Below are 23,905 nucleotides of genomic sequence, written 5' to 3' on the forward strand. Positions count from 1 at the left end.
TAGGTTCTGGCGCTTGAACGGACGTCCCCCGGCGTCCGGCGCTCCTGGAGGAAATCCCACCGTGCGTCATTCGCGTGTGACTGCGGCTCTGTGCGCCCTGGTCACGATCACCGCCGCCGCCGGCTGCGGCGGCGGCGACCAGCCCAAGAAGTCCGCCGCGCAGGCCGCGCCCGCGCAGGACGCACCGCGCGCCACCCAGCCCGTGGCGCGCAAGGTCGTCCTCGTCGTGGACCGCAGGAAGAAGACGGTCTCGGTCACCGGGACGACCGTGCGCGAGGTCCTGGACGAGGCGGGCGTCAAACTCGGCAGGTACGACCTCGTCGAACCCGCCGTGGACCAGCCCGCGCAGAACCGCGTCGAGGTCACGCGGCTGCTGTCCAAGCCGAAGCTGAAGGTCGTCCGGACGACGCTGCCCGTCGTCAAGAAGAAGGACTCCAAGCTGCCGCCCTTCTCGCAGAAGGAACTGCGCAAGGCCAAGCCCGGCGTCACGATCGTCAAGACGGCCTTCGCGCGGCGCGGGAAGAAGAAGGTCGAGATCGTCCTCGCCCGGAAGGTGAAGAGCAAGCCCGTCGCGCAGATCCTCGCGATCGGGCCGCAGTCGGGCGGCAGCGGGTCGGCGTCTTCCCTCAACTGGGCGGCGCTCGCCAAGTGCGAGTCCGGCGGCAACCCCAAGGCCGTCAACCCGGCCGGGTACTACGGGCTGTACCAGTTCTCGCTCCCGTCGTGGTCGTCCGTCGGCGGGTCCGGCAAGCCCAGCGACGCCCCCGCCGCCGAGCAGACGTACCGCGCGCAGCTCCTCTACCAGCGCGTCAACGGCCGCTGGCAGGGGCAGTGGCCCAACTGCGGGAAGTACCTGTTCTCCTGACCTGCGAGACTGGAGCCGTGGGGGAATCACTGCTCGGCCCGGCCGACGTCCGCGAACTGGCCGGGGCGCTCGGCATCCGGCCGACCAAGACGCTCGGGCAGAACTTCGTCATCGACGGCAACACCGTGCGGCGCATCGTGCGCACCGCCGACCTCGCCGCCGACGACGTCGTCCTGGAGGTCGGGCCCGGCCTCGGGTCGCTCACCCTCGCGCTGCTGCCCGCCGCGCGGCGCGTCGTCGCCGTCGAGATCGACCCGGCGCTGGCCGCCGCGCTGCCGGTGACCGTCCGCGCCCGCGCGCCCGAGCTGGCCGACCGGCTGGAGGTCGTCCTCGGCGACGCGCTGCGGATCACCGAACTGCCCGGGCCGCCGCCGACCGCGCTCGTCGCGAACCTGCCCTACAACGTCGCCGTGCCCGTCGTGCTGAGCCTGCTCGCCCGGTTCCCGACGCTGCGGCGCGCGCTCGTCATGGTGCAGGCCGAGGTCGCCGACCGGATGACCGCCGGGCCCGGCGGACGCGTCTACGGGGTGCCGTCGGTGAAGCTCGCCTGGTACGGGGACGCGCGGCGGGCCGGGCCCGTCGGACGCGCCGTGTTCTGGCCCGTCCCCAACGTCGACTCCGGCCTCGTCGCGTTCACCCGCGCCGACCCGCCGGAGACCGCCGCCACCCGCGACGAGGTGTTCGCCGTCGTGGACGCGGCGTTCGCGCAGCGCCGCAAGACGCTGCGCGCCGCCCTGGCGCCCTGGGCCGGGTCGCCCGCCGCCGCCGAGCGCGCCCTGCGCGCCGCGGGCGTCGACCCGACGGCGCGGGGGGAGGCCCTGGACGTGGCCTCCTTCGCGCGGATCGCCCAGTATCGTCTCGGTGGCGCACCGGACCGGAACGAGGCGGAGGACCATGCTGAAGGGGTGGGCGAACGGGCGTTCGCGCGGAACCGGGACGGTCGCGCTCGCGGCGGCCCTGGCCGGGACTCTCGCGGCGGCCGGGTGCGGTGACGGCGCCGACGCCGAACCGCGCATCACGACCACCACCCGCGCCGGGATCGCTCCCGAGCCGCCCACCAAAGGCGCGTACTTCGGCGTCTGGGCACCGCCGCCCGGCACGGGCGACGGCGACGCGCCGTCCGCGCCGCCCGCGTCCGCCGGGCCGCTCGCGCCCGGCCGCGACGGCGACGCGCCCGGCATGGCCGGCGTCGCCGCGCTGGAACGGGGCCTCGGCCGCCAGGTCGACATCGTGCAGCGGTACTACGGGTGGAAGACGTCCTTCCCGTCCGCGAAGGACCGCGCCGTCACCGCGACGTCCCGGCTGCTCATGCTCAACTGGAAGAGCGGCGACACCAAGGAGATCGCCGCCGGACGGGACGACGCGCTGATCCGCGAACGCGCCCGTGCGATCAAGGCGCTCGGCAAGCCCGTCTTCCTGCGCTGGCAGCGCGACATGGACGTGCCGTCCGCCGCCGACCGCGTCCACGACGCCGCGTCCTACGTCGCCGCGTGGAAGCACGTCCGGGCGGTGTTCTCCGCCGAGGGCGTCGCGAACGTCGCGTGGGTGTGGTGCCCGACCGCGAGCGGGTTCGGCAGCCGCAACGCGCCGTCCTACTACCCCGGCGACGACCAGGTCGACTGGGTCTGCGCCGACGCCGAGACGCCCGCCGGGGACACCTACACCGACCTGTCGGAGATCACCAAGCTGTTCTTCGACTGGGCCAAGGACCGGCCCAAACCCGTCATGATCGGGGAGTTCGGGGTGCCCGCGTCGTACGGGGCGCGGCGGGCCGAGTGGTTCCGGCGCGCGGCGCAGACGTTGCAGAACCCGCAGGTGAAGGCCGTCCTGTACTACGACTCCGACGAGCGTGCCGAGGAGCCGCGCGACGACCGGCGCAAGTTCGCCGTCGACGGCGACGCCAGCGCGGTCTCGGCCCTGCGCGAACTGGCGACCCTGCCTTACTTCAACCCACGCAACGTCCCGGTCACCCAGGGCGAATAGCGAAAGGCGCTCACCTGGCGGCTCGCGCCATTGGCGTTACGCCATAGGCTTGCGCGGGTGACCGTTGTGATCGTCCGTGCGCCCGCCAAGGTGAACCTCCGGCTCGGGGTCGGGCCGTTGCGGGACGACGGGTACCACGACCTCGTCAACGTGTTCCACGCCGTGTCGCTGTTCGACGAGGTCGTCGTCGAGCCCGCCGACCGGCTCGCGGTCGAGGTCGAGCGGATGCCGGGCGCGCGGGTGGACGTCGGGCAGGTGCCGTGCGACGACCGCAACCTCGCCGTGCGGGCCGCGCGGCTCGTCGCGGCGCGGCTCGGGGTCGAGCCGGCGGTCGCGCTGCGCATCCGGAAGGCGATCCCCGTCGCGGGCGGCATGGCCGGGGGCAGCGCCGACGCCGCCGCCGCGCTGCTGGCCTGCGCGCGGCTGTGGGACGACCCGGCCACCCCGATCCTGGACCGCGCCGCACTGCTCGGCCTCGCCGCCGAGATCGGCAGCGACGTGCCGTTCGCGCTCGTCGGCGGCACCGCCGTGGGCCTCGGCCGGGGCGAGCGGCTGACCGCCGTCGCCGCGAACGGCCCGTTCCACTGGGTGTTCGCGACCGCCGACGGCGGCCTGTCCACGCCCGCCGTCTACGCCGAGTGCGACCGGCTGCGCGCGGCGGGCGCGGTCGACGCCGTCTGGCCGCACGACGCGGGCGACCTGTACGCCGCGCTGGAGTCCGGCGACGCCGACGTCCTCGGCGCGGCGCTCGGCAACGACCTGGAGGCCGCCGCGCTGTCGCTGCGTCCCGCGCTCGGCGCGACCCTCGACGCCGGGAAGCGCGCCGGGGCGCTCGGCGCGCTGGTGTCCGGGTCCGGCCCGACGTGCGCGTTCCTGGCGGCCGACGCCGGGCACGCCGAGCGCGTCGCCGAGGCGCTGGCGGCCGAGGACACCGTCGCCGCCGCCGTCCCGGCCGCCGGGCCCGCGCCCGGCGCGGCCGTCGTCCGGCCCGCGGCCGACCGCTGAGGTGAGTTCGTCTGGAGGTCTACCGGTGACCGTTCTGATCCTGCTGTTCCTGTTCGTCGTGGTCGTCGGGATGGTGGGCGCCGTCGTGTTCGTCGTCCTGCTCGCCACGCGGCGGGACCGCAGCGGCCCGCCGCCCTACCGCCCGCCCGCGCAACCCCCGTATGGGCCTCAACACGGGCCGCCGTCCGGTCCGTCCGGCCCGCCCTCCGCGCCGCCCGGCCCGTCCGGGCCGCCCACCGGCTGAGCGCGGTTCGGTCCGGCGCACCGGTAGCCTGGACGCGTCGTGAATCTGATCAACGTGGAGAACGCCGGAAAGGCGTACGGGCCCAAGCCCCTGCTGGACGGCGTCTCGCTCGGGCTGGACGAGGGCGACCGGGTCGGCGTCGTCGGCCGCAACGGCGGCGGCAAGAGCACGCTCGTGCGCGTCCTGGCCCGCGCCGTCGAGCCCGACAGCGGCCGCGTCACGCACGCGCGCGGCCTGCGGTTCGGCTTCCTGACGCAGCGCGACGAGTTCCCCGAGGGCGCGACGGTCCGGTCCGTCGTCATCGGGGACCGCGCCGAGCACGAGTGGGCGGGCGACACCCGCGTCCGCGACGTCCTGGCCGGGCTGCTGCCCGGCGTCGACCTGGACGCCGCGCTGGCCGGGATGTCCGGCGGGGAGCGCCGCCGCGTCGCGCTCGCCCGGCTGCTGACCGTCGACTCCGACCTGCTGATCCTCGACGAGCCCACCAACCACCTCGACATCGAGGCGATCGACTGGCTGGCCGGGCACCTGAAGGCCCGCCGCACCGCGCTGCTCGTCGTCACCCACGACCGCTGGTTCCTCGACGAGGTCACCGACCGCACCTGGGAGGTCGTGGACGGCCGCGTCGAGCGCTACGAGGGCGGCTATTCGGCGTTCGTGCTGGCCAAGGCCGAGCGGTCGCGGATCGCCGCCGCCACCGAGACCAAGCGGCAGAACCTGCTGCGCAAGGAGCTGGCGTGGCTGCGGCGCGGCCCGCAGGCCCGCAGCTCCAAGCCCAAGTTCCGGGTGGACGCCGCGCAGGCCCTCATCGCGGACGAGCCGCCGCCCCGCGACCAGGTCGAGCTGACCCGGTTCGCGACGGCGCGGCTCGGCAAGACGGTGTTCGAGCTGGAGGACGTCGGCGTCCGGGTCGGCGGCCGCACGCTGTTCGACCGGCTGACCTGGCGGCTCGGGCCGGGCGACCGGATCGGCCTCGTCGGCGTCAACGGCAGCGGCAAGAGCACGCTGCTGCGGCTGCTGGACGGCGCCGTCACGCCGGACGCGGGCCGGGTCGTGCGCGGCAAGACCGTCCAGCTCGCGCACCTGTCGCAGAACCTCGAAGAGCTGGACCCGGAGCGCCGCGTGCTGGAGTCGGTGGAGGAGATCCGCCGCCGCATCACCGTCGGCAAGCGCGAGTGGACCGCCAGCCAGCTCCTGGAGCGCCTGGGCTTCCCCGGGGACCGGCAGTGGACGCCGGTCGGGGACCTGTCCGGCGGGGAGCGCCGCCGCCTCCAGGTGCTGCGGCTGCTGATGGGGGAGCCGAACGTCCTGCTGCTGGACGAGCCCACCAACGACCTCGACATCGAGACGCTGACCGAGCTGGAGGACCTGCTCGACGGCTGGCCCGGCACGCTCGTCGTCGTCAGCCACGACCGGTACTTCCTGGAGCGCATCACCGACCACGTCGTCGCGCTGCTCGGCGACGGCCGCGTCGCGATGCTGCCCGGCGGCGTGGACGAGTACCTGGCGCGCCGCGCCGGGGCGGCCCGTCCCGCCGAGCAGGCCCCGGCCGCGCCCGCCAAGCCCAAGGGCGGGCAGGACTGGAAGGCCCGCAAGGAGCTGGACCGCCTCGAACGCCGCCTCGACAAGCTCACCAGGCAGCAGCGGGAGCTGCACGAGCAGCTCGCCGCGCACGCCACCGACTACGCGCGGCTCCAGGAGCTGGACGCGCGGCTGAAGGAGCTGCAGTCCGAGGCCGCCGAGGTCGAGGAAGAGTGGCTGATGCTGGCGGAGGACGTCGGCTAGCGGTTCCCGTCGAGGTCGTCGAACGGGATCAGCAGCGTCCGCAGCAGTCCGGCGAGGGTCTCGCGCTCGTCGCCGGTGAGCGCGTCGAGGATGGCGTGCTCGCGGTGCAGCAGGTCGGCGAACGCGGCGTCGACGCGGGTCAGCCCCGCGCCGGTGAGCCGGACCAGCACGCCGCGCTTGTCGGCCGGGTCGGGGTGCCGCTGCACCATCCCCGCCGCGGCGAGCCGGTCGATGCGGTTGGTCATCGTCCCGGACGTGACGAGCGTCGCCCGCAGCAGCCGCCCCGGGCTGAGCTGGTAGGGCTCGCCCGCGCGGCGCAGCGCGGTGAGGACGTCGAACTCCCAGGACTCCAGCTCGTGCTCGGCGAACACGGCGCGGCGGGCACGGTCCAGATGGCGGGCGAGCCGCGAGACGCGGCTGAGGACGGACAGCGGCTGCACGTCGAGATCCGGGCGCTCGGTCCGCCACGCCTCGACCAGCCGGTCCACCTCGTCCTGCATGCGGACACCCTACCTTTCTCGATATCGAGACGTCTTTCTTGACATCAAGATATGGGCGGGGCATGCTGTGTCTTGATGTCGAGACAAGCCGAGGCCGTGTGGGACCCCGCGCAGTACGGGGCCTACTCCGCCGAGCGCGGCCGGCCCTTCGCCGACCTGCTCGGCCGCGTCGCGCTCGACGCCCCCCGCCGGATCGCCGACCTCGGCTGCGGCTCCGGCGAGCTCACCGCCGTCCTCGCCGCCCGCTGGCCCGACGCGGAGATCGAGGCGATCGACTCCTCGCCCGAGATGATCGACGCCGCCCGTCCACAGGACCGGGTCCGCTTCGCCGTGGGCGACGTCCGCGACTGGACGCCCGCCGAACCGCCCGACCTGATCGTGTCCAACGCCGTCCTGCAGTGGGTGCCCGAGCACACCGGGCTGCTGCCGCGCTGGGCCGCCGCGCTCGCGCCCGGCGGCGTCCTCGCCTTCCAGGTGCCCGGCAACTTCGACGCGCCCAGCCACGCGCTGCTGCGCGAAGTCGCCGCCGAACCGCGCTGGCGGGACCGGCTCGCCGGGACCGTCCGGCCCGACCCCGTCCTCGACGCCGCCGGATACCTCGGGCTCCTCGCCCGGCACGGCTGCGCCGTCGACGCGTGGGAGACCACCTACCTGCAGGTGCTGCACGGCGCGGACCCCGTCCTGGAATGGATGAAGGGGACCGCGCTGCGGCCCGTCCTGACCGCCCTCGACCCCGCCGACGCCCGCGCGTTCCTCGACGAACTCGCCGCCCGGCTCCGCGCCGCCTACCCGGCGACGCCGCACGGCACGGTCTTCCCGTTCCGGCGGATCTTCGTCGTCGCGCGCCGCGCGGGCCCCTAGGACCGGACGCCGCCACCGGGAGGGCGACATGACTCGTTCCCCTGCGGTGTGCTGCCCTTCCGGCGGCGGCGTCCCGACAGACCCGGTCTCGCGACCCGAGCCCGGCGACCCCGATCGGCGGCCGCCCGGACGAACTCCGGGCGGCCGCCGGCACGCCGGGTCAGGCGTCCCCGGCGCCGCGGTCGTCGCGCTGGCGGCTCCGCGACCGCCCCGCGCGCTCGGCGGCCTTCTCCTCGGCCCGCCGCTCCTTCTCCGCCCGCTTCTCCGCGCGCCGCTCCAGCCGCTCCAGCTCCTTGCGGCGGCGGCGCGGATCGAGCGTCGGGCGCGGCTCCAGCCCCGACAGGCCGTTCCACGCGAGGTTCACGACGTGCGCCGCGACCTCCTCGCGCTTGGGCCTGCGGACGTCCAGCCACCACTGGCCCGTCAGCGCGACCATCCCGACCAGCATCTGCGCGTACATCGGCGCGTACTTGTCGTCGTAGTCGTGCCGGTCCAGCTCCTGCGCCATCAGGTGCTCGACCTCGCCGGCGATCTCGCTGAGCAGGCTCGCGTAGCTGCCGGTGCCCGTCCCGCCGTGGGAGTCGCGGACGAGGATGCGGAACCCGTCCGGGCTCTCCTCGATGTACTCCAGCAGGGCGAGCGCGGCCCCCTCCAGCTTGCGCCGGTAGTGGATCGCCGACGTCAGGCCGTCGGTGACGAGCCGCAGCAGCTTCTCGAACTCGCGGTCCACGACGACCGCGTACAGTCCCTCCTTGCCGCCGAAGTGCTCGTACACCACCGGCTTGGAGACGCCCGCGGCCGACGCGATCTCCTCGACCGACGTGCCGTCCAGGCCGCGCTCGGCGAAGAGCGTGCGGCCGATGTCGAGGAGCTGCTCGCGGCGTTCTTTGCCGGTCATCCGCTTGCGGCGGGACCGGGGGGCGGGTTCTGTCACAGGGACAATTGTGACGCTCAAGCGGGGCGCTTCGTGCGTTTCGCCGCGAGCCGCCGCTCGTCCGGCCAGCGCACGTCGCGCGCCCATCCCGCCTTCTCGAACCCGCGGATGACGCCCGCGGAGATGTCGATCTGGCCCTTCAGCACGCCGTGCCGCGCGCACGTCGGGTCGGAGTGGTGGAGGTTGTGCCACGACTCGCCGAGCGACGGGATCGCCAGCCACCACACGTTGCGGGACTTGTCGCGGACCTCGAAGTCCTCCTTGCCGAAGGTGTGGCAGATCGAGTTGATCGACCACGTGACGTGGTGGACGAGCGTGATGCGCACGAGCCCGGCCCAGAACAGCCCGGTCAGCGCGCCCTGCCACGACCAGGTGATGAGGCCGCCGAGCAGCGCCGGGGTCAGCAGCGACACCGCGACCAGGCCCGGGAACCAGCGGTGGATGAACGTGATGTCGCGGTCGTCGAGGAGGTCCTTGGCGAAGCGCCGCTTGGACGTGCGGTTCGGGTTGAACAGCCACCCGTAGTGCGCCCAGGCCAGGCCCTTGGCGAGCGCCTTCCAGTCGTCCCCGAACCGCCACGGCGAGTGCGGGTCCATCTCCTTGTCGGAGTGCTTGTGGTGGCGGCGGTGGTCCGCGACCCAGGTGATCACCGGGCCCTCCATCGCCAGGCTCCCCGCGACGGCGAGGGCGATCTTCAGCGGCCGGTTCGCCTTGAACGACCCGTGCGTGAAGTACCGGTGGTAGCCGACCGTGATCCCCGCCGCCGAGATGAAGTAGAGAACCGCCGTGAGCGCGACGTCGGTCCAGCCGAGGAAGTGTCCCCACGCCAGCGGCACCGCCGCGATCAGCGCGAGGAAGGGGACTCCGGTGAAGACCGCGATGAGGATTTTCTCCGCCGCGCCACGCGGCTCGGGGTCGAGCTCCGGGCGCGCCGCCGGGCGCGGAGCGTCGACAGCGGGGGCTGTAGTCATGCGTCACCAACTCCTGTTCTTCGGGTGCGTTACCTACGCCACCGTAACCTACGGTGCCGTAAGTTGCACAGGCCCACTCGGAAAAGGTGCGTACCCGAACGCGGACGTATCAGACGCGTTCTGGGCGTTCCCCGACTTCAGAGAAGCGAGACCATGCGGCGTCGTCGCCGCACACCTCGGCCCGTCCGCCGCCCCCACCGCTGGGAGATCCGGCGTGGAACCGCTGCCCGACTGGCCCGGCGACCCCGATCGGTGACGGCTCGGACGCGTTCTGTCACACCCCCGCCGTACGGTGCGGGACATGGCCGACCACACCCCCCGGCGCGCCAACGCCAAGGACGACCTGCGCGCCCGTGCCCGCGACCTCCGCGCCGCCGGAGCCAGCTACAACGAGATCGCCGCCGCCCTCGGCGTCTCCAAAAGCTCCTGCTCCCTCTGGCTGCGCGACATGCCCCGCCCCATCACCGCCGCCGAACAGACCCGCCGCAGCGTCGCCGCCCGCGCCCCCGGCCGCGCGGCGCACCGGGCGGCGACCGACACCGGGCGCCGCACCGCCAAACTCGCCGCCGCCCGCGAGATCGGCGATCTCACCGACCGCGACGTCCTCCTGGCGGGCGCGATCGTCTACTGGTGCGAAGGGGCCAAGGCCCGGACGGGCGCGACCCGCGTCAGCCTCACCAACACCGACCCGGCGCTGATCGGCCTCTTCCTCCGCTTCCTCCACGTCGCGGGCGTCGAACGGGACCGCGTCTCCTTCCGCCTGGAGATCCACGAAACCGCCGACGCCGAGGACGCCGAACGCTTCTGGCGCGAGACCACCGGCCCGACCGCCCGCTTCACCCGCCCCCTGATCAAGAAGACCCGCGAGACGACGAACCGCCGCAACACCGGTCCGGGCTATCACGGCTGCCTGAACGTCCAGGTCGCGCGGAGCGACGAGCTGTACTGCCGGATCGCGGGCTGGGCGCTCGGGGTGATGCTCGCCGGGCGGGACGGACCGGCGGATCTCGCGGACGTGGCGGACGCGTTCGCGCGGCATGGTCGTGTCGGCGGTCGCAGGATCGCCGAGGACGCGGCGGACCGCGCCCGGTTCGAGGAACGGAGCCGCCGCGCCCGCGCGCTGCGCGATGAGGGCCGGTCGTGGGCGCAGATCCGTGACGAACTCGGGGTCAGCCCGTCCACGGTGGGGCGCGCGCTGGCCGACGCGGGGCCGCCGCTCGCCTACATCCGCGCGTGGGAGGAGATGGACCGGCGCGCCGAGCAGGCGATCGAGCTCTGCGCGCGCGGACACACGGCGCGGGAGGCGGCGGAGCGGGTCGGCGTCTCGGTGGCGACCGTCCGCAGGTGGGTGAGCTCGGGCCGCCGGAGCTACGCGGAGGTGCGGGAACGGATCAGAGCGGGCCGGGACGCCTACGAGGCGGCCGCGCGCGCCGGACGGGCGGCGGTCCGGGCCGGGATCTGCGCGGCGGCCGCGCGGGAGGTCGGCCGGCTGACCGAGCGGGAGGTCCTGCTGCTCGGCTCGCTCGCCTACTGGTGCGAAGGAGGCAAGGACAAGAGTTACCGCGTGCAGGAGCACGTGGACTTCATCAACTCCGACCCGCACCTGCTGCGCTTCTTCCTGGAGTTCCTGCGGACGGCCGGGGTCGGCCGCGCCGCCGTCACCTACCGGGTGGCGATCCACGAATCGGGGGATCTCGCGGGTTCGACGGAGTTCTGGGCCGCGCTGGCGGGAGTCGAGGCCGGCGACTTCATGAAGCCGGTCCTGAAAAGGCACGCACCGAAGATCAGGTACGAGGCGGAGGAACGGCGGTATCGCGGATGCCTTCGCATCGGGGTCGGGCGGAGCGCCGACCTCTACCGCCGGATCGAGGGGTGGGCGCTCGGCGCGATGCTGGGTCCGGCGGCGGCGTCCGCGCGCTGGGCGGACGGGGCGGCGGAGCCCGATAACCCTTCGGAGCCGGAGAGCGGAGCCGGTATCGTATGACGGCGGTTGAAAGCCTGGGCGTTGGTTGAAGTGTCCAGGTCTGTCCCGGATCGTCTAATTAGGCAGGACAAGCGACTTTGGCTCGCTTTATGGGGGTTCGAGTCCCTCTCCGGGAGCCCATGCCCTAGGGCGTGTCTCAAAGTGCCTCAGCCACAGCGCGAGTGCGTTGACTGGGCGGTGAAGCGAGCCGGAGGCGAGCTTCGCCGCCCAGATCGCGAAGCGATGCCGCGCTCGCACAGGCCCGGTGAGGCCCGAGCCGCCAGGCGAGGGCCGTGGGCCGGGACTTGGAAACACGCCCTAGGCGCGCGCGGAAGCCCGGGCGGTCCGGCGCGGTGCCGCGTCCGGCCCGCCGGGGGCTTTGCCGCGGGTGCGGTGGGGTGGGGGGTTCCGGGTGGGCGGTATCCTGCACATGTCGGGTGAGCGTGGCCCCGCCGTGCCCTGTTGCCGCAGGTGAGCGTGGTTCGTCCCGTCCCCGCACCGATCCCGTCCGCGATGCCGAGGAGCCTCTTCGTGAGCGCGAGCCGCCCGGCCGCCGTCATCGTCCTCGCCGCAGGCGAGGGCACCCGGATGAAGTCCCGTACCTCCAAGGTGCTCCACGAGCTGGGCGGGCGCAGCATGCTCGGCCACGTGGTCGCCGCCGCCCGCGAGCTGGACCCGGCGCGGCTGGTCGTCGTCGTCGGGCACCGCCGCGAGCAGGTGGTCGAGCACCTGGGCGCGCACGCGCCCGAGGCCGAGCCCGTCGTGCAGGAGACGCAGGGCGGCACCGGGCACGCGGTGCGCGTCGCGCTGGAGCGGGTCGGGGAGCTGACCGGCACCGTCGTCGTCACCAACGGCGACCATCCGCTGCTGCGCGGCGCGACGCTCGCCGAACTGGTGCGCGTCCACGAGTCCGAGGGCAACGCCGCGACCGTCCTCACCACTCCGATGCCCGATCCGACCGGGTACGGGCGGGTCCTGCGGGACTCCGGCGGCGCGGTCACCGAGATCGTGGAGCACAAGGACGCGACGGACGAGCAGCGCGCCGTCACCGAGATCAACGTCGGGATGTACGCGTTCGACGCGGCGCGGCTGGCGGGCGCGCTCAAGCGCCTGACGACCGACAACGCGGGCGGCGAGGAGTACCTGACCGACGTCGTCGGCATCCTGCGCGGCGACGGGCTGCGCGTCGGGGCGTTCCTCGTGGAGGACTGGGTCGAGACGCAGGGCGTCAACGACCGCGTCCAGCTCGCGGAGGCGCGGCGTCGGTTGAACGACCGCGTCCTGGAGGGCCTGATGCGCGCCGGGGTGACGGTGGTGGACCCGCTGACGACGTGGGTGGACGTGCGGGTCACGGCGGAGCCGGACGCGGTCCTGCTGCCGAACACCCAGCTCCACGGCGCGACGCATCTGGCGGCGGGCGCGAGGGTCGGCCCGAACTGCACGCTGACCGACACCCGCGTCGGGGAGGACGCGGTGGTGGTGAACGCGGTGTGCGTCGGCGCGGAGGTCGGGCCGGGCGCGTCGGTCGGCCCGTTCGCGTACCTGCGGCCGGGCGCGCGGCTGGCGCGCGGCGCGAAGGCGGGCACGTACGTGGAGCTGAAGAACTCCGAGGTCGGCGAGGGCGCGAAGGTCCCGCACCTCACCTATGTGGGCGACGCGGAGATCGGGGCGGGCGCGAACGTCGGCGCGGGCACGATCTTCGCGAACTACGACGGGGTCGCCAAGCACCGGACGCGGGTGGGCGAGGCGGCGTTCGTCGGCAGCAACTCGGTCCTCATCGCGCCGGTCGAGATCGGCGACGGCGCGTACACGGCCGCGGGTTCCGCGGTCTCCCAGGACGTTCCGCCGGGGGCGATCGGCATCGCCCGCGGCCGGCAGCGAAATATCGAGGGGTGGGTCGGCCGCAGCCGCGCCGGCACGCCGTCCGCCGAGGCGGCCGAGCGGTCCCGCGCGCGGGATTCGGGCGGCGAGTGATCGCCGTGGGCCGGTGGAGGCGGCGCCCGTTCCCCGGGACGGGTGCAGTACGTCATATGAGGGGGAGTTGTCGCAGGTGAGTGGGATCAAGGCGAGTGGCCAGAAGCAGCTCATGCTCTTCACCGGCCGGGCCGACCCGGAGCTGGCGAAGGAGGTGGCCGCCAACCTTCAGATCGAGCTCACGCCGACTTCGGCTTACGACTTCGCGAACGGTGAGACGTTCGTCCGGTTCTTGGAGTCGGTGCGCGGCTCCGACGCGTTCGTGATCCAGAGCCACACGGCGCCGATCAACCAGTGGATCATGGAGCAGTTGATCATGGTGGACGCGCTGAAGCGCGCGTCGGCCAAGCGGATCACCGTGGTTGCCCCGTTCTTCGGGTACGCGCGGCAGGACAAGAAGCACCGGGGCCGCGAGCCGATCTCGGCGCGGCTGATGGCGGACCTGTTCAAGACGGCGGGCGCGCACCGGCTGATCACGGTGGACCTGCACACGGCGCAGATCCAGGGGTTCTTCGACGGCCCGGTGGACCACCTGTTCGCGCTGGACCTGCTGGCGGACCACTTCGAGCAGCGGCTGGACCTGTCGCGGGTGACGGTGGTCGCGCCGGACGCGGGCCGGGTGCGGGTGACGGAGCGGTGGAGCGACCGGCTCGGCGGCGTGCCGATGGCGATCATCCACAAGAAGCGGGACCCGGACGTCGCGAACGAGGTGAAGGTCTTCGACGTCGTCGGCGAGGTCGAGGGCCGGACGTGCGTGATCGTGGACGACATGATCGACACCGGCGGGACGATCGTGAAGGCGGCGGACGCGCTGTTCGAGAACGGCGCGGCGAAGGTCGTCGTGGCGGCGACGCACGGCGTGCTGTCGGGTCCGGCGGTGGACCGGTTGAAGAACTCGCGGATCTCGGAGGTCGTGCTGACGAACACGCTGCCGATCCCGGAGGAGAAGCAGTTCGACAAGCTGACCGTGCTGTCGATCGCGCCGCTGATCGCGCGGGCGATCAACGAGGTGTTCAGCGACGGTTCGGTGACGAGCCTGTTCGGCGGCCACAGCTGACGCGTCCGCGCTGGAAGCAGCCGGACTGCGGCTGGGCCGCTGCCGCCTCCCCGGCGGGACATTTCGGTTGAACCGCCGATGACGGACCCGGCGGGCGCTCGCGGAAGCGGGCGTCCCGCCGGGTCCGCCGCGTGCGAGGGGCCTTGGGGCGGGTGCGGTGGCGTGGGGGGCCGCGGTCATCGGTTAGACTTGCCGAATCCGCGTATGCCCCAGGTCGTTCAGTTCGGTCTCGCAACACGGGATTCGCACTCCCCGGGGAACGCAAAGAATCTTCGAGGCGCCAGACGCGTCGAGCATCGCCTGATTGGCTCTGTCCGCAGCGGACGTCCATGCCGGACGGCCGTGGATCGCAACAAGCAAGGAGTTTCCGCCGTGTCCGAGGTACGCATCGCCGCCGAGCCGCGCACCGAGTTCGGTAAGGGTGCCGCGCGGCGCACCCGCCGGGCCGGCAAGGTTCCCGCCGTCCTCTACGGTCATGGCACCGATCCGCAGCACATCTCGCTGCCGGGCCACGACCTGATGCTGGCGCTCAAGACGCCGAACGTGCTCCTCACGATCGAGGGCCTGCCGTCGGGGGCCGAGCTGGCCCTGCCGAAGGACGTGCAGCGCGACCCGATCAAGGGCTTCCTGGAGCACGTCGACCTGCTGCTGGTGAAGCGCGGCGAGAAGGTCACCGTGGAGATCCCGGTGAACGTCGTCGGCGACCTGGTGTCGGGCGCGCGCATCGAGCAGCCGGTGGTGCAGATCGCGGTCGAGGCCGAGGCGACGCACATCCCCGAGGCGCTGGAGGTCTCGGCGGAGGGCCTGGAGATCGACACGCAGATCCTCGCCAAGGACGTGAAGCTCCCGTCGGGCGTGCAGCTCACCGTGGACGGCGACACGCTGATCGCGCAGGTCGTGGACGCGACGCTGGTCTCGGACCCGGTCGCCGAGGAGGAGGCCGAGGTCACCGAGGACGGCGAGGCGCCGACCGCGGAGGGCGAGGCCGAGGCCGCCGCCGAGCAGGCCGCGGAGGCCGAGTCCGGGGAGTGACCCGGTGCCGCCCGGTTCGGGGCGGCGTGCCGTGTCGGGCGCTGCGGCGCCGTGACCGGCTTCGGACATCGCGCACGGCCCCCGCGGGTGGACTCCACCGGCGGGGGCCGTGCGTCGTGCTGCCCCGGGACCGTCCCGGGCGCGGACTCGGGAGTGTGGGCTGTGGTTGAGGCGCCGTGGCTGGTGGTGGGCCTGGGGAATCCGGGTCCGTCGTACGCGGGCAACCGGCACAACGCGGGGTTCATGGTGCTGGACGTGCTGGCGGGGCGCGTCGGGGGGCGGTTCAAGTCGCACCGGTCGCGCGCGGACGTGGTGGAGGAGCGGCTGGGCGCGGAGCGCGTGGTGCTCGCGAAGCCGCGGTCGTGGATGAACGAGTCCGGCGGGCCGGTGAAGGCGCTGCGGGACTTCTACAAGGCCCCGGTGGAGCGGCTGGTGGTGGTCCACGACGAGCTGGACGTCCCGTACGGCGCGATCCGGTTGAAGCAGGGCGGCGGCGACAACGGCCACAACGGGCTGCGGTCGATCACCCGGTCCGTGGGGGACCGCCAGTACCTGCGGGTCCGGTTCGGCGTGGGGCGGCCGCCGGGCCGGATGGACGCGGCGGCGTTCGTGCTCAAGGACTTCTCGACGGTGGAGCGGCGCGAGCTGGAGCTGAACGTGGAGCGGGCGGCGGACGCGGTGGAGGCGCTGACGGCGTCGGGGCTGGCGGCGGCGCAGAATCTGTTCCACGCGGGCTAGTGGGGCGTTCGCCCGAGTTAGTGAAGTCTGTCGCCTGTATGGCTGTAGGCAACATTCGTGAGATAAAGCACCCGTAAGATGCCTCACGGTCGATGAACTTACGCCGGGTGTGAACCGCCGACAGCGCTCGTGCGTCTTCGAGGTGAACTCGGTGGGGCGTGGGCGCAGATCAGGGGCTGGTGAGGCGTACATGGCGGTCGTCGACAAGGTCGAGCCGGAAGTGCGTCCCGCCGTCGCGCGGCCGCGTCGGCGGCGGGGGGACTGGATCGTCCGCTACCGGCGGACCGCTGTCCTGCTCGACTTCTTGGTGATGCTGTTCGCCGGGGCCCTCGCCTTCGTCGTCCGGTTCCCCGGTGTGCCGAACACACTCGAACTCCCCTACGTGGCGTTCAGCGTCGTGCTGCCGCTGGGGTGGGTCGCGTTCCTCGCGCTGTGCCGGGCGTACCAGCCGCGCTACATCGGCGTCGGGTACGAGGAGTTCCACCGGGTGCTGCGCGCGGGCTTCGCACTCACCGCGACCGTCGCGATCATGGCGTACGCGACCAAGACCGAGGTCGCGCGCGGCTATGTGGTGATGGCGCTGCCGCTCGGCGTGGCGCTCGACGTCGCGGTGCGGTACCGGCTGCGCAAGTGGCTGCACCGGCGGCGGTGGCAGGGCGACCACATGCGGCGGGTGGTCGCGGTCGGGCACCGCGCCGCCGTCGCGGACCTCATCCGGCTGCTGCGCGAGAAGGCGTACCACGGCATGGACATCGTCGCGGTGTGCCTGCCGCCGGGGGAGGGCGCGCGCGCCGGGGCGGTCGACGGCGTCCCGGTGCTCGGCGACTTCCGGGAGGCGGCGGCGGTCGTCGGGAGCGTCGGCGCGGACTCGGTCGCGGTGCTGGCGTGCCCGGAGATGGACGGCGTCGCGCTGCGGCGGCTGGCGTGGCAGATCGAGCGCGACGACGTCGAGCTGGTCGTGGCTCCGGCCCTGATGGACGTCACCGGACCGCGCATCTCGATCCGGCCGGTCGCGGGCCTGCCGCTACTGCACGTGGAGCACCCGGAGCTGGACGGCGGGCGCAAACTGCTCAAGGGCTTCGTGGACCGGGCGGGCGCGCTGGTCGGGCTGGCACTGCTGAGCCCGGTGCTGCTGGTGATCGCCGTCATGGTCAAGCTGACCAGCTCCGGCCCGGTCATGTTCCGGCAGACGCGGGTGGGCCGCGACGGGCGCGAGTTCACCGTGCTGAAGTTCCGGACGATGGTCGCCGACGCCGAGTCCCGCAAGCAGGAGCTCCTGGAGGCCAACGAACACGACGGCGTCCTGTTCAAGATCAGGTCCGACCCGCGCATCACGCGCGTCGGGCGGGTGCTGCGCCGCTATTCGCTGGACGAGTTGCCACAGCTCATCAACGTCGCGCGCGGCGACATGTCGCTCGTCGGCCCGCGCCCGCCGCTGCCCGAGGAGGTCGCCGAGTACGGCGGCGACGTGTACCGGCGGCTCGTGGTGAAGCCGGGGCTGACGGGTCTGTGGCAGGTCAGCGGCCGGTCGGACCTGAGCTGGGAGGAGTCGGTCCGGCTCGACCTGCGGTACGTCGACAACTGGACCCTCGCGCTGGACCTGCAGATCATGTGGAAGACCTGGTCGGCGGTCGTGCGTGGCTCCGGCGCGTACTGACCCCGCCCGGAACGTCCGGCTCACCCGTCGGCCACGGGTGCGGACCCGCAGTCCCGCGGCGCGCCCGCCGCGTGGACAATAGGACATCTCAGATCAGTCGAGTCGGGATGGACGGGACGGCATGGCAGAGCACACGGCGGCGGACGACCACGCGCGCGCGGCGGAGCTGGCCGCGGCGGCGGGCCGGCTGCTGCTGGGCGTCCGGGACGAGGCCGGGTTCGCCGACGCGCGGGTCCTGAAGGACACCGGCGACCTGCGGTCGCACGAGTACCTGATGGCGGCGCTGGCGGAGCGGTGTCCGGGCGACGCGGTGCTCTCGGAGGAGGGCCGGGCGTCGGCGGCGGGCAAGCGGTCGCGCGGCGACGCGGACCGTGCCCCGACCGGCAACACCGGCGACGCCGACCGGCTCGCGGCCGACCGCGTGTGGATCGTCGATCCGCTGGACGGGACGCGGGAGTTCTCCGAGGAGGGCCGCCCGGACTGGGCCGTCCACGTGGCGCTGTGGGCGAAGGGCGACCTGGCGGCGGGCGCGGTGGCGCTGCCCGCCCGGGACGTGACTCTGCACACAGTCGCCGGGGGCGCGGCGGTCAGCGGTCCGGGCGCGGAGCGGTCGCCGCTGCGGGTGCCCGACCCCGCGCCGGGCCGGTTGCGGATCGCGGTGAGCCGGACGCGTCCGCCGGAGTTCGTCCGCGCCCTCGCGGACGTTCTGGACGCCGAGGTCGAGCTGGTGCCCATCGGTTCGGCGGGCGCGAAGATCTCCGCGGTGCTGCTGGGCGAGGTGGACGCGTACGTCCACGCGGGCGGCCAGTACGAGTGGGACTCGGCCGCCCCGGCGGCGGTGGCGGTCGCCGCGGGCGCCCACGCGTCCCGTGTCGACGGGTCTCCGCTGGTCTACAACCGGCCCGACCCGATGTTGCCGGATATCCTGGTGTGCCACCCCTTGTCGGCATCGATGCTGCTGACCGGCATACGGGACGTGCGCGACGCCCTGCCGGCCGAGCGGCCGCGTTGACCCCGACGCGAGTCCTCCGACCGGCGGGCGGCCCGACCGGTGCATCTGCCAGAAAGCGTGGAGAGATCCGAGACCATGCAGCGCTCTGACTATCTGCTGTCCCAGCTGGACGTCCTCGAAGCCGAATCCATCCAGATCATCCGCGAGGTCGCCGCGGAGTTCGAGCGGCCCGTGCTGCTGTTCTCCGGCGGCAAGGACAGCATCGTGATGCTGCGCCTCGCCCAGAAGGCGTTCTGGCCCGCGCCGGTCCCGTTCCCCGTCATGCACGTCGACACCGGCCACAACTTCCCCGAGGTGATCGAGTACCGGGACCGGCGGGTCGCGGAGGTCGGCGTCCGGCTGGTGGTGGCGTCCGTGCAGGAGTCCATCGACGCGGGCCGCGTCGTGGAGGAGACGGGCCGCCGCGCGAGCCGCAACCGGCTGCAGACCACGACGCTGCTGGACGCGATCGAGGAGCACCGCTTCGACGCGGCGTTCGGCGGCGCGCGCCGCGACGAGGAGAAGGCCCGCGCCAAGGAGCGCGTGGTGTCGTTCCGCGACGAGTTCGGCCAGTGGGACCCGAAGAACCAGCGGCCCGAGCTGTGGAACCTCTACAACACGCGTATCCGGCAGGGCGAGCACGTCCGGGTGTTCCCGCTGTCGAACTGGACCGAGCTGGACATCTGGGATTACGTGCGGCGCGAGGAGCTGGAGCTGCCCTCGATCTACTTCGCGCACTCCCGCCGCGTGTTCGAGCGCGACGGGATGCTGCTCGCCGACATCTCCTACGCCAACCGCGGCGACGACGAGCCCGCCTTCGAGGCGACCGTCCGGTACCGCACGGTCGGCGACGCGTCCTGCACGGGCGCGGTGAAGTCGGCGGCGGCGACGCTGGACGAGGTGATCGAGGAGATCGCGGCCACGCGGATCACCGAGCGCGGGCAGACCCGCGCCGACGACCGCGCCAGCGAGGCCGCGATGGAGGACCGCAAGAAGGAGGGCTACTTCTGATGGAGGCCACTGCGCCGTCCCCTGCCGCCGCGTCCGGCAAGCAGATGGACATCCTGCGGTTCGCGACCGCCGGGAGCGTGGACGACGGGAAGTCCACGCTGATCGGCCGGCTGCTGTTCGACTCCAAATCGATCTTCGAGGACCAGCTCGAGTCGGTGGAGCGCACCAGCGCGGACCGGGGCGAGGAGTACACGAACCTGGCGCTGCTCACCGACGGCCTGCGGGCCGAGCGCGAGCAGGGCATCACGATCGACGTGGCGTACCGGTACTTCGCGACGCCGCGCCGCAAGTTCATCATCGCCGACACCCCCGGGCACATCCAGTACACCCGGAACATGGTGACGGGCGCGTCCACCGCCGACCTGGCGATCATCCTGGTGGACGCCCGCAAGGGCATCCTGGAGCAGTCGCGGCGGCACGCGTTCCTGACGACGCTGCTGAAGGTCCCGCACCTGGTCGTCGCGGTTAACAAGATGGACCTGGTCGGCTACGACCGCGAGGTCTACGAGCGCATCGTGGACGAGTTCACCGCGTTCGCCTCCAAGCTGGAGGTCACCGACCTGACGTTCGTGCCGCTGTCGGCGCTGCACGGCGACAACGTGGTGGAGCGGTCGGTGAACATGCCCTGGTACGAGGGGCCGTCGCTGCTGCACCACCTGGAGCACGTCCACATCGCGTCCGACCGCAACCTCATCGACGTGCGGTTCCCGGTGCAGTACGTGATCCGCCCGCACGCGTCCACCGACCCCGAACTGCACGACTACCGGGGCTACGCGGGGCAGGTCGCGGGCGGCGTGCTGAAGCCGGGCGACGAGGTCGTCCACCTGCCGTCCGGGCTGACGACGACGATCACGCACATCGACGGGCCGAACGGGCCGGTCGACGAGGCGTTCCCGCCGATGTCGGTGACGCTGCGGCTCGCCGACGAGATCGACATCTCGCGCGGCGACATGATCGCCCGGCCGAACAACCGGCCGGAGTCCGCGCAGGACCTCGACGCGATGGTCTGCTGGATGACGCCGGACCGCCCGCTGTCGCCGCGCATGAAGCTCGTGCTGAAGCACACGACGCGGACCGCCAAGGCGATGGTGAAGACGCTGAACTACCGCCTGGACGTCAACACGCTGCACCGCGACGAGTCCGCGCCGTCCCTCGGGCTGAACGAGATCGGCCGCGTCTCGCTGCGCGTCACCCAGCCGCTGTTCGTGGACGACTACGGCCGCAACCGCCTGACCGGCGGCTTCATCCTGATCGACGAGGCGACGAACAACACGGTCGGCGCGGGCATGATCCTCGGCGCGAAGTAGTCCGGCCCGTCGGGCGAGTTGGCTCCGGGTGGCCGTTATGCCGGTAAGGTTGGCCCCGCACCGGCACCGGCCACCCGTGGAGCCCCCATGATCCAGAACCTCCCCCCGGACCGCGCGGGCCGCGTCGGCCGGGCGAAGGCGTCCGCGCGATGAAGGCGCTGCTGCTGGCGGGCGGTTCCGGGTCGCGGCTCCGGCCGATCACGCACACCTCGGCGAAGCAACTCGTCCCGGTGGCGAACAAGCCGGTGATGTTCTACGGGCTGGAGGCGCTGCGCGACGCGGGCGTCCGCGAGGTCGGAATCATCGTCGGCGACACCGCCGCCGAGATCGAGGCGGCGGTGGGCGACGGCTCCGCGTTCGGCCTCGACGTCACCTACCTGCGCCAGGAGGCGCCGCTCGGGCTCGCGCACGCGGTGCTGATCGCCCGCGACTACCTCGGCGACGACGACTTCGTCATGTACCTCGGCGACAACTTCGTCGTCGGCGGCATCGCCGACCTCGTCGAGCGGTTCCGCGCGGAGCGGCCCCACGCGCAGATCATGCTGACCCGCGTGTCGGACCCGCGCGCGTTCGGCGTCGCCGAGCTGGACGCCGACGGCCGCGTCGTCGGGCTGGAGGAGAAGCCGAGCGAGCCCAAGAGCGACCTCGCGCTCGTCGGCGTGTACCTGTTCGGGCCCGCCGTCCACGACGCGGTGGCGCGGCTCAAGCCGTCCGCGCGCGGCGAGCTGGAGATCACCGACGCGATCCAGTGGCTGATCGACGACGGCCGCCGGGTGGAGTCCACGGTCATCACCGGTTACTGGAAGGACACCGGTAACGTCACCGACATGCTCGAAGTGAACCGGCTCGTGCTGGAGGGTGTGGAACCGCGCGTCCGCGGCGAGGTCGACGCGGCCAGCGAGCTGATCGGCCGGGTCGTGGTGGAGGGGGGCGCGTCGGTGGCGCGCTCGCGGATCGTCGGCCCCGCCGTCATCGGCGCGGGGACGCGCATCCGCGACTCCTACGTCGGCCCGTTCACCTCGGTCGACCGGGACTGCGCGATCGACCGCAGCGAGATCGAGTACTCGATCGTGCTGCGCGGCGCGTCCATCGACGGGGTCGGGCGCATCGAGTGCTCGCTCATCGGCCGGGAGGCGCGGGTGACGCCCGCGCCGCCGGTGCCGCGCGCGCACCGGCTCGTCCTCGGCGACCACAGCACCGTGCAGGTGAGCCGGTGAACCGCGTCCTGGTCACCGGCGGAGCCGGGTTCATCGGCTCGCAGTACGTGCGCGACCTCGTCGCCGAGGGGTCGGCGGAGGTCACCGTCCTCGACAAGCTCACCTACGCGGGGAACCTCGCCAACCTCGCGCCCGTCGAGGGCCGGTACCGGTTCGTGCGGGGCGACGTCTGCGACGCGGAGCTGGTCCGCGAGGCGGTGCGCGGGCACGACGTCGTGGTGAACTTCGCGGCCGAGTCGCACGTCGACCGGTCCATCGCGAGCGCCGGGGAGTTCGTCCGCACCAACGTGCAGGGCGTGCAGGTCCTCATGCAGGCGTGCCTGGACGCCGGGGTCGGCCGGGTCGTGCAGGTCTCCACCGACGAGGTGTACGGCAGCATCGAGCACGGCTCGTGGGACGAGGACACCCCGCTGGCCCCCAACTCCCCGTACTCGGCGGCCAAGGCGGGCGGCGACCTCGTCGCCCTGGCGTACTTCCGCACGCACGGGCTGCCCGTCTCGATCACCCGCTGCGGCAACAACTACGGGCCGTACCAGTTCCCCGAGAAGGTCATCCCGCTGTTCGTCACGAACCTCATGGACGGCACGACGGTCCCGCTGTACGGCGACGGCGGGAACGTGCGGGACTGGATCCACGTCACCGACCACTGCCGCGGCATCCGGCTCGTCGCCGAGCGCGGCGAGCCCGGCGCGGTCTACCACGTCGCGGGCACCGCCGAGCTGACGAACCTGCAGCTCACCGAGCGGCTGCTGGCCGCGTGCGGCGCGGGCTGGGACCGCGTCGAGCGCGTCACCGACCGCAAGGGCCACGACCGGCGGTACTCGCTGTCGGACGCGCGGCTGCGCGCCCTCGGCTACGCGCCGCGCGTGGCGTTCGAGGACGGCCTGGCCGACACCGTCCGCTGGTACGAGGAGAACCGGGCCTGGTGGGAACCGCTGCGCGCCGGGAGCGTCCGTTGATCTGGCTGGTCACCGGTGCGGGCGGGATGCTCGGGACCGAACTGTGCGTGCGGCTGCGGGAGCGCGGCGCGAAGGTCGTCGCGGTGACGCGCGCCGAACTCGACCTGCGCGACGCCGCCGCCACCGCCGCCGCCGTCCGCCGCCACGGCCCCGACGTCGTGGTGAACTGCGCCGCGTGGACGGCCGTGGACGCCGCCGAGGCCGCCGAGGACGCGGCGCTCGCGGTCAACGGCACCGCCGTCGCGGCCCTCGCCGCCGTCTGCGCCGACACCGGCGCGACGCTCGTCCAGCCCTCCACCGACTACGTGTTCGCCGGGACGGCCGATGAGCCGTACCGGGAGGACGCCCCGACCGCGCCGGTCAACGCCTACGGGCGCACCAAGCTCGCGGGCGAGCGGGCCGTCCTGGCGACCGGGCGCGGCCACGTCGTGCGCACCGCGTGGCTGTACGGCGCGCACGGGCCGAACTTCGTCCGGACCATCGCGGGCCTCGCCGCGACCCGGCCGACCGTGGACGTCGTCGACGACCAGGTCGGCCAGCCCACCTGGACCGGCGACCTCGCCGACCGGATCATCGACCTCGCCGGATCGTCCGCTCCCCCCGGGATCTATCACGGCACCAACGCGGGTCGGGCCACCTGGTTCGACCTGGCCCGCGAAGTCTTCGCGCTCCTCGGTGCGGACCCCGGCAGGGTCCGCCCCGTCACCTCGGACGGCTTCGTCCGCCCCGCCCCCCGCCCCGCCTACAGCGTGCTCGGCCATGACGGCTGGGCCGCTACCGGTCTGCCCCCGATGCGGGACTGGCGTGCCGCCCTGCACGCCGCCTGGCCGGTGCTCGGCGTGCCTTGAGCA

At 73.2% G+C, this 23,905-nt stretch carries 22 protein-coding genes and 1 tRNA gene; 20 read left to right on the forward strand and 3 right to left on the reverse strand.

Features of this window, described 5'->3' with window-relative positions; translation table 11 throughout:
• Nucleotides 1–76: 76 nt before the first annotated feature.
• The 6 genes from G339_RS0101170 (at nt 77) to G339_RS0101195 (ending at nt 5,882) form a co-directional block, all read left to right on the forward strand.
• Nucleotides 77–865, forward strand: coding sequence for a resuscitation-promoting factor (locus tag G339_RS0101170; protein WP_019629248.1), 789 nt, complete (start codon nt 77–79; stop codon nt 863–865).
• A gap of 17 nt (nt 866–882) precedes the next feature.
• Nucleotides 883–1,857 (forward strand): 16S rRNA (adenine(1518)-N(6)/adenine(1519)-N(6))-dimethyltransferase RsmA, encoded by a 975-nt coding sequence (rsmA, locus tag G339_RS32130; RefSeq protein ID WP_019629249.1) that lies wholly within the window; start codon nt 883–885, stop codon nt 1,855–1,857.
• The gene (locus G339_RS32135; protein ID WP_019629250.1) at nt 1,760–2,848 is read left to right on the forward strand and encodes a glycoside hydrolase family 26 protein; all 1,089 of its coding nucleotides are present in this window, start codon (nt 1,760–1,762) and stop codon (nt 2,846–2,848) included. Before rsmA ends, G339_RS32135 begins: the two co-directional genes overlap by 98 nt.
• Nucleotides 2,849–2,914: 66 nt before the next feature.
• Nucleotides 2,915–3,853, forward strand: coding sequence for a 4-(cytidine 5'-diphospho)-2-C-methyl-D-erythritol kinase (locus G339_RS0101185; RefSeq protein ID WP_019629251.1), 939 nt, complete (start codon nt 2,915–2,917; stop codon nt 3,851–3,853).
• A gap of 25 nt (nt 3,854–3,878) precedes the next feature.
• Entirely contained in the window at nt 3,879–4,097 is a 219-nt protein-coding gene (locus tag G339_RS32140) for a hypothetical protein (RefSeq protein ID WP_033322021.1), read from the forward strand.
• 39 nt (nt 4,098–4,136) lie between these two features.
• On the forward strand, nt 4,137–5,882 hold the full coding sequence (locus tag G339_RS0101195; protein WP_019629252.1) for an ABC-F family ATP-binding cassette domain-containing protein: 1,746 nt from the start codon (nt 4,137–4,139) through the stop codon (nt 5,880–5,882).
• Here the strand turns inward: G339_RS0101195 and G339_RS0101200 are convergent.
• Nucleotides 5,879–6,382 carry a MarR family winged helix-turn-helix transcriptional regulator gene (locus G339_RS0101200; RefSeq protein ID WP_019629253.1) on the reverse strand — a complete coding sequence of 168 codons (504 nt, stop codon included), beginning with the start codon at nt 6,380–6,382 and terminating at the stop codon, nt 5,879–5,881. The two genes, G339_RS0101195 and G339_RS0101200, sit on opposite strands and share 4 nt — an antisense overlap.
• Before the next feature lie 75 nt (nt 6,383–6,457).
• On the opposite strand from G339_RS0101200, the gene G339_RS0101205 reads away from it, so the two are divergent.
• A complete protein-coding gene (locus tag G339_RS0101205; RefSeq protein WP_033322023.1) occupies nt 6,458–7,243 on the forward strand; it encodes a trans-aconitate 2-methyltransferase in 786 nt (261 codons plus the stop codon).
• Between the two features lie 160 nt (nt 7,244–7,403).
• Here G339_RS0101205 and G339_RS32145 read toward each other — a convergent pair whose 3' ends face one another.
• Together G339_RS32145 and G339_RS0101215 are read right to left on the reverse strand one after the other, a co-directional pair.
• Nucleotides 7,404–8,177 (reverse strand): TetR/AcrR family transcriptional regulator, encoded by a 774-nt coding sequence (locus G339_RS32145; protein ID WP_240489724.1) that lies wholly within the window; start codon nt 8,175–8,177, stop codon nt 7,404–7,406.
• Between the two features lie 17 nt (nt 8,178–8,194).
• Complete coding sequence (locus tag G339_RS0101215; RefSeq protein WP_019629256.1) at nt 8,195–9,148, reverse strand: acyl-CoA desaturase; 954 nt, start codon at nt 9,146–9,148, stop codon at nt 8,195–8,197.
• A 301-nt stretch (nt 9,149–9,449) separates the two neighbouring features.
• Here G339_RS0101215 and G339_RS36285 point away from each other — a divergent pair, with 301 nt between their 5' ends.
• From G339_RS36285 to rfbD, 13 genes are all read left to right on the forward strand, one after another.
• A complete protein-coding gene (locus tag G339_RS36285) occupies nt 9,450–11,132 on the forward strand; it encodes a helix-turn-helix domain-containing protein (protein WP_019629257.1) in 1,683 nt (560 codons plus the stop codon).
• 43 nt (nt 11,133–11,175) lie between these two features.
• Nucleotides 11,176–11,248: transfer RNA gene (locus G339_RS0101235), tRNA-Gln, on the forward strand.
• A 394-nt stretch (nt 11,249–11,642) separates the two neighbouring features.
• Complete coding sequence (glmU, locus tag G339_RS0101240; protein WP_019629258.1) at nt 11,643–13,085, forward strand: bifunctional UDP-N-acetylglucosamine diphosphorylase/glucosamine-1-phosphate N-acetyltransferase GlmU; 1,443 nt, start codon at nt 11,643–11,645, stop codon at nt 13,083–13,085.
• 76 nt (nt 13,086–13,161) lie between these two features.
• Nucleotides 13,162–14,142 (forward strand): ribose-phosphate diphosphokinase, encoded by a 981-nt coding sequence (locus tag G339_RS0101245; RefSeq protein WP_026341037.1) that lies wholly within the window; start codon nt 13,162–13,164, stop codon nt 14,140–14,142.
• Nucleotides 14,143–14,514: 372 nt separating this feature from the next.
• Nucleotides 14,515–15,174, forward strand: a complete 660-nt coding sequence (locus G339_RS0101250) for a 50S ribosomal protein L25/general stress protein Ctc (protein ID WP_019629260.1) — start codon at nt 14,515–14,517, stop codon at nt 15,172–15,174.
• A 162-nt stretch (nt 15,175–15,336) separates the two neighbouring features.
• Entirely contained in the window at nt 15,337–15,912 is a 576-nt protein-coding gene (gene pth, locus G339_RS0101255; RefSeq protein WP_157407231.1) for an aminoacyl-tRNA hydrolase, read from the forward strand.
• A 190-nt stretch (nt 15,913–16,102) separates the two neighbouring features.
• Entirely contained in the window at nt 16,103–17,569 is a 1,467-nt protein-coding gene (locus G339_RS0101260; RefSeq protein WP_019629262.1) for a sugar transferase, read from the forward strand.
• Nucleotides 17,570–17,690: 121 nt separating this feature from the next.
• Nucleotides 17,691–18,581, forward strand: coding sequence for a 3'(2'),5'-bisphosphate nucleotidase CysQ (locus tag G339_RS0101265; RefSeq protein WP_019629263.1), 891 nt, complete (start codon nt 17,691–17,693; stop codon nt 18,579–18,581).
• Between the two features lie 75 nt (nt 18,582–18,656).
• On the forward strand, nt 18,657–19,571 hold the full coding sequence (gene cysD, locus G339_RS0101270; protein WP_019629264.1) for a sulfate adenylyltransferase subunit CysD: 915 nt from the start codon (nt 18,657–18,659) through the stop codon (nt 19,569–19,571).
• Nucleotides 19,572–19,615: 44 nt separating this feature from the next.
• Nucleotides 19,616–20,878 (forward strand): sulfate adenylyltransferase subunit 1, encoded by a 1,263-nt coding sequence (locus G339_RS0101275; protein ID WP_026341039.1) that lies wholly within the window; start codon nt 19,616–19,618, stop codon nt 20,876–20,878.
• Between the two features lie 149 nt (nt 20,879–21,027).
• On the forward strand, nt 21,028–22,095 hold the full coding sequence (locus G339_RS0101280) for a glucose-1-phosphate thymidylyltransferase (RefSeq protein ID WP_019629266.1): 1,068 nt from the start codon (nt 21,028–21,030) through the stop codon (nt 22,093–22,095).
• Nucleotides 22,092–23,054 (forward strand): dTDP-glucose 4,6-dehydratase, encoded by a 963-nt coding sequence (rfbB, locus tag G339_RS0101285; RefSeq protein WP_019629267.1) that lies wholly within the window; start codon nt 22,092–22,094, stop codon nt 23,052–23,054. Before G339_RS0101280 ends, rfbB begins: the two co-directional genes overlap by 4 nt.
• Nucleotides 23,051–23,902 carry a dTDP-4-dehydrorhamnose reductase gene (gene rfbD / locus G339_RS0101290; RefSeq protein WP_026341040.1) on the forward strand — a complete coding sequence of 284 codons (852 nt, stop codon included), beginning with the start codon at nt 23,051–23,053 and terminating at the stop codon, nt 23,900–23,902. The genes rfbB and rfbD overlap by 4 nt, the downstream gene beginning before the upstream one ends.
• Nucleotides 23,903–23,905 lie beyond the last annotated feature (3 nt).

Source organism: Actinomadura atramentaria DSM 43919, from assembly GCF_000381885.1.
Lineage (GTDB): Bacteria > Actinomycetota > Actinomycetes > Streptosporangiales > Streptosporangiaceae > Spirillospora > Spirillospora atramentaria.

Coding starts and splice junctions, on each gene's coding strand:
- G339_RS32135 (WP_019629250.1), top strand. CDS start 1,760: ATGCTGAAGGGGTGGGCGAACGGGCGTTCGCGCGGAACCGGGACGGTC.
- G339_RS0101200 (WP_019629253.1), bottom strand. CDS start 6,382: ATGCAGGACGAGGTGGACCGGCTGGTCGAGGCGTGGCGGACCGAGCGC.
- G339_RS0101205 (WP_033322023.1), top strand. CDS start 6,458: ATGTCGAGACAAGCCGAGGCCGTGTGGGACCCCGCGCAGTACGGGGCC.
- G339_RS0101215 (WP_019629256.1), bottom strand. CDS start 9,148: ATGACTACAGCCCCCGCTGTCGACGCTCCGCGCCCGGCGGCGCGCCCG.
- G339_RS36285 (WP_019629257.1), top strand. CDS start 9,450: ATGGCCGACCACACCCCCCGGCGCGCCAACGCCAAGGACGACCTGCGC.
- G339_RS0101260 (WP_019629262.1), top strand. CDS start 16,103: ATGGCGGTCGTCGACAAGGTCGAGCCGGAAGTGCGTCCCGCCGTCGCG.
- G339_RS0101265 (WP_019629263.1), top strand. CDS start 17,691: ATGGCAGAGCACACGGCGGCGGACGACCACGCGCGCGCGGCGGAGCTG.
- cysD (WP_019629264.1), top strand. CDS start 18,657: ATGCAGCGCTCTGACTATCTGCTGTCCCAGCTGGACGTCCTCGAAGCC.
- G339_RS0101275 (WP_026341039.1), top strand. CDS start 19,616: ATGGACATCCTGCGGTTCGCGACCGCCGGGAGCGTGGACGACGGGAAG.
- G339_RS0101280 (WP_019629266.1), top strand. CDS start 21,028: ATGAAGGCGCTGCTGCTGGCGGGCGGTTCCGGGTCGCGGCTCCGGCCG.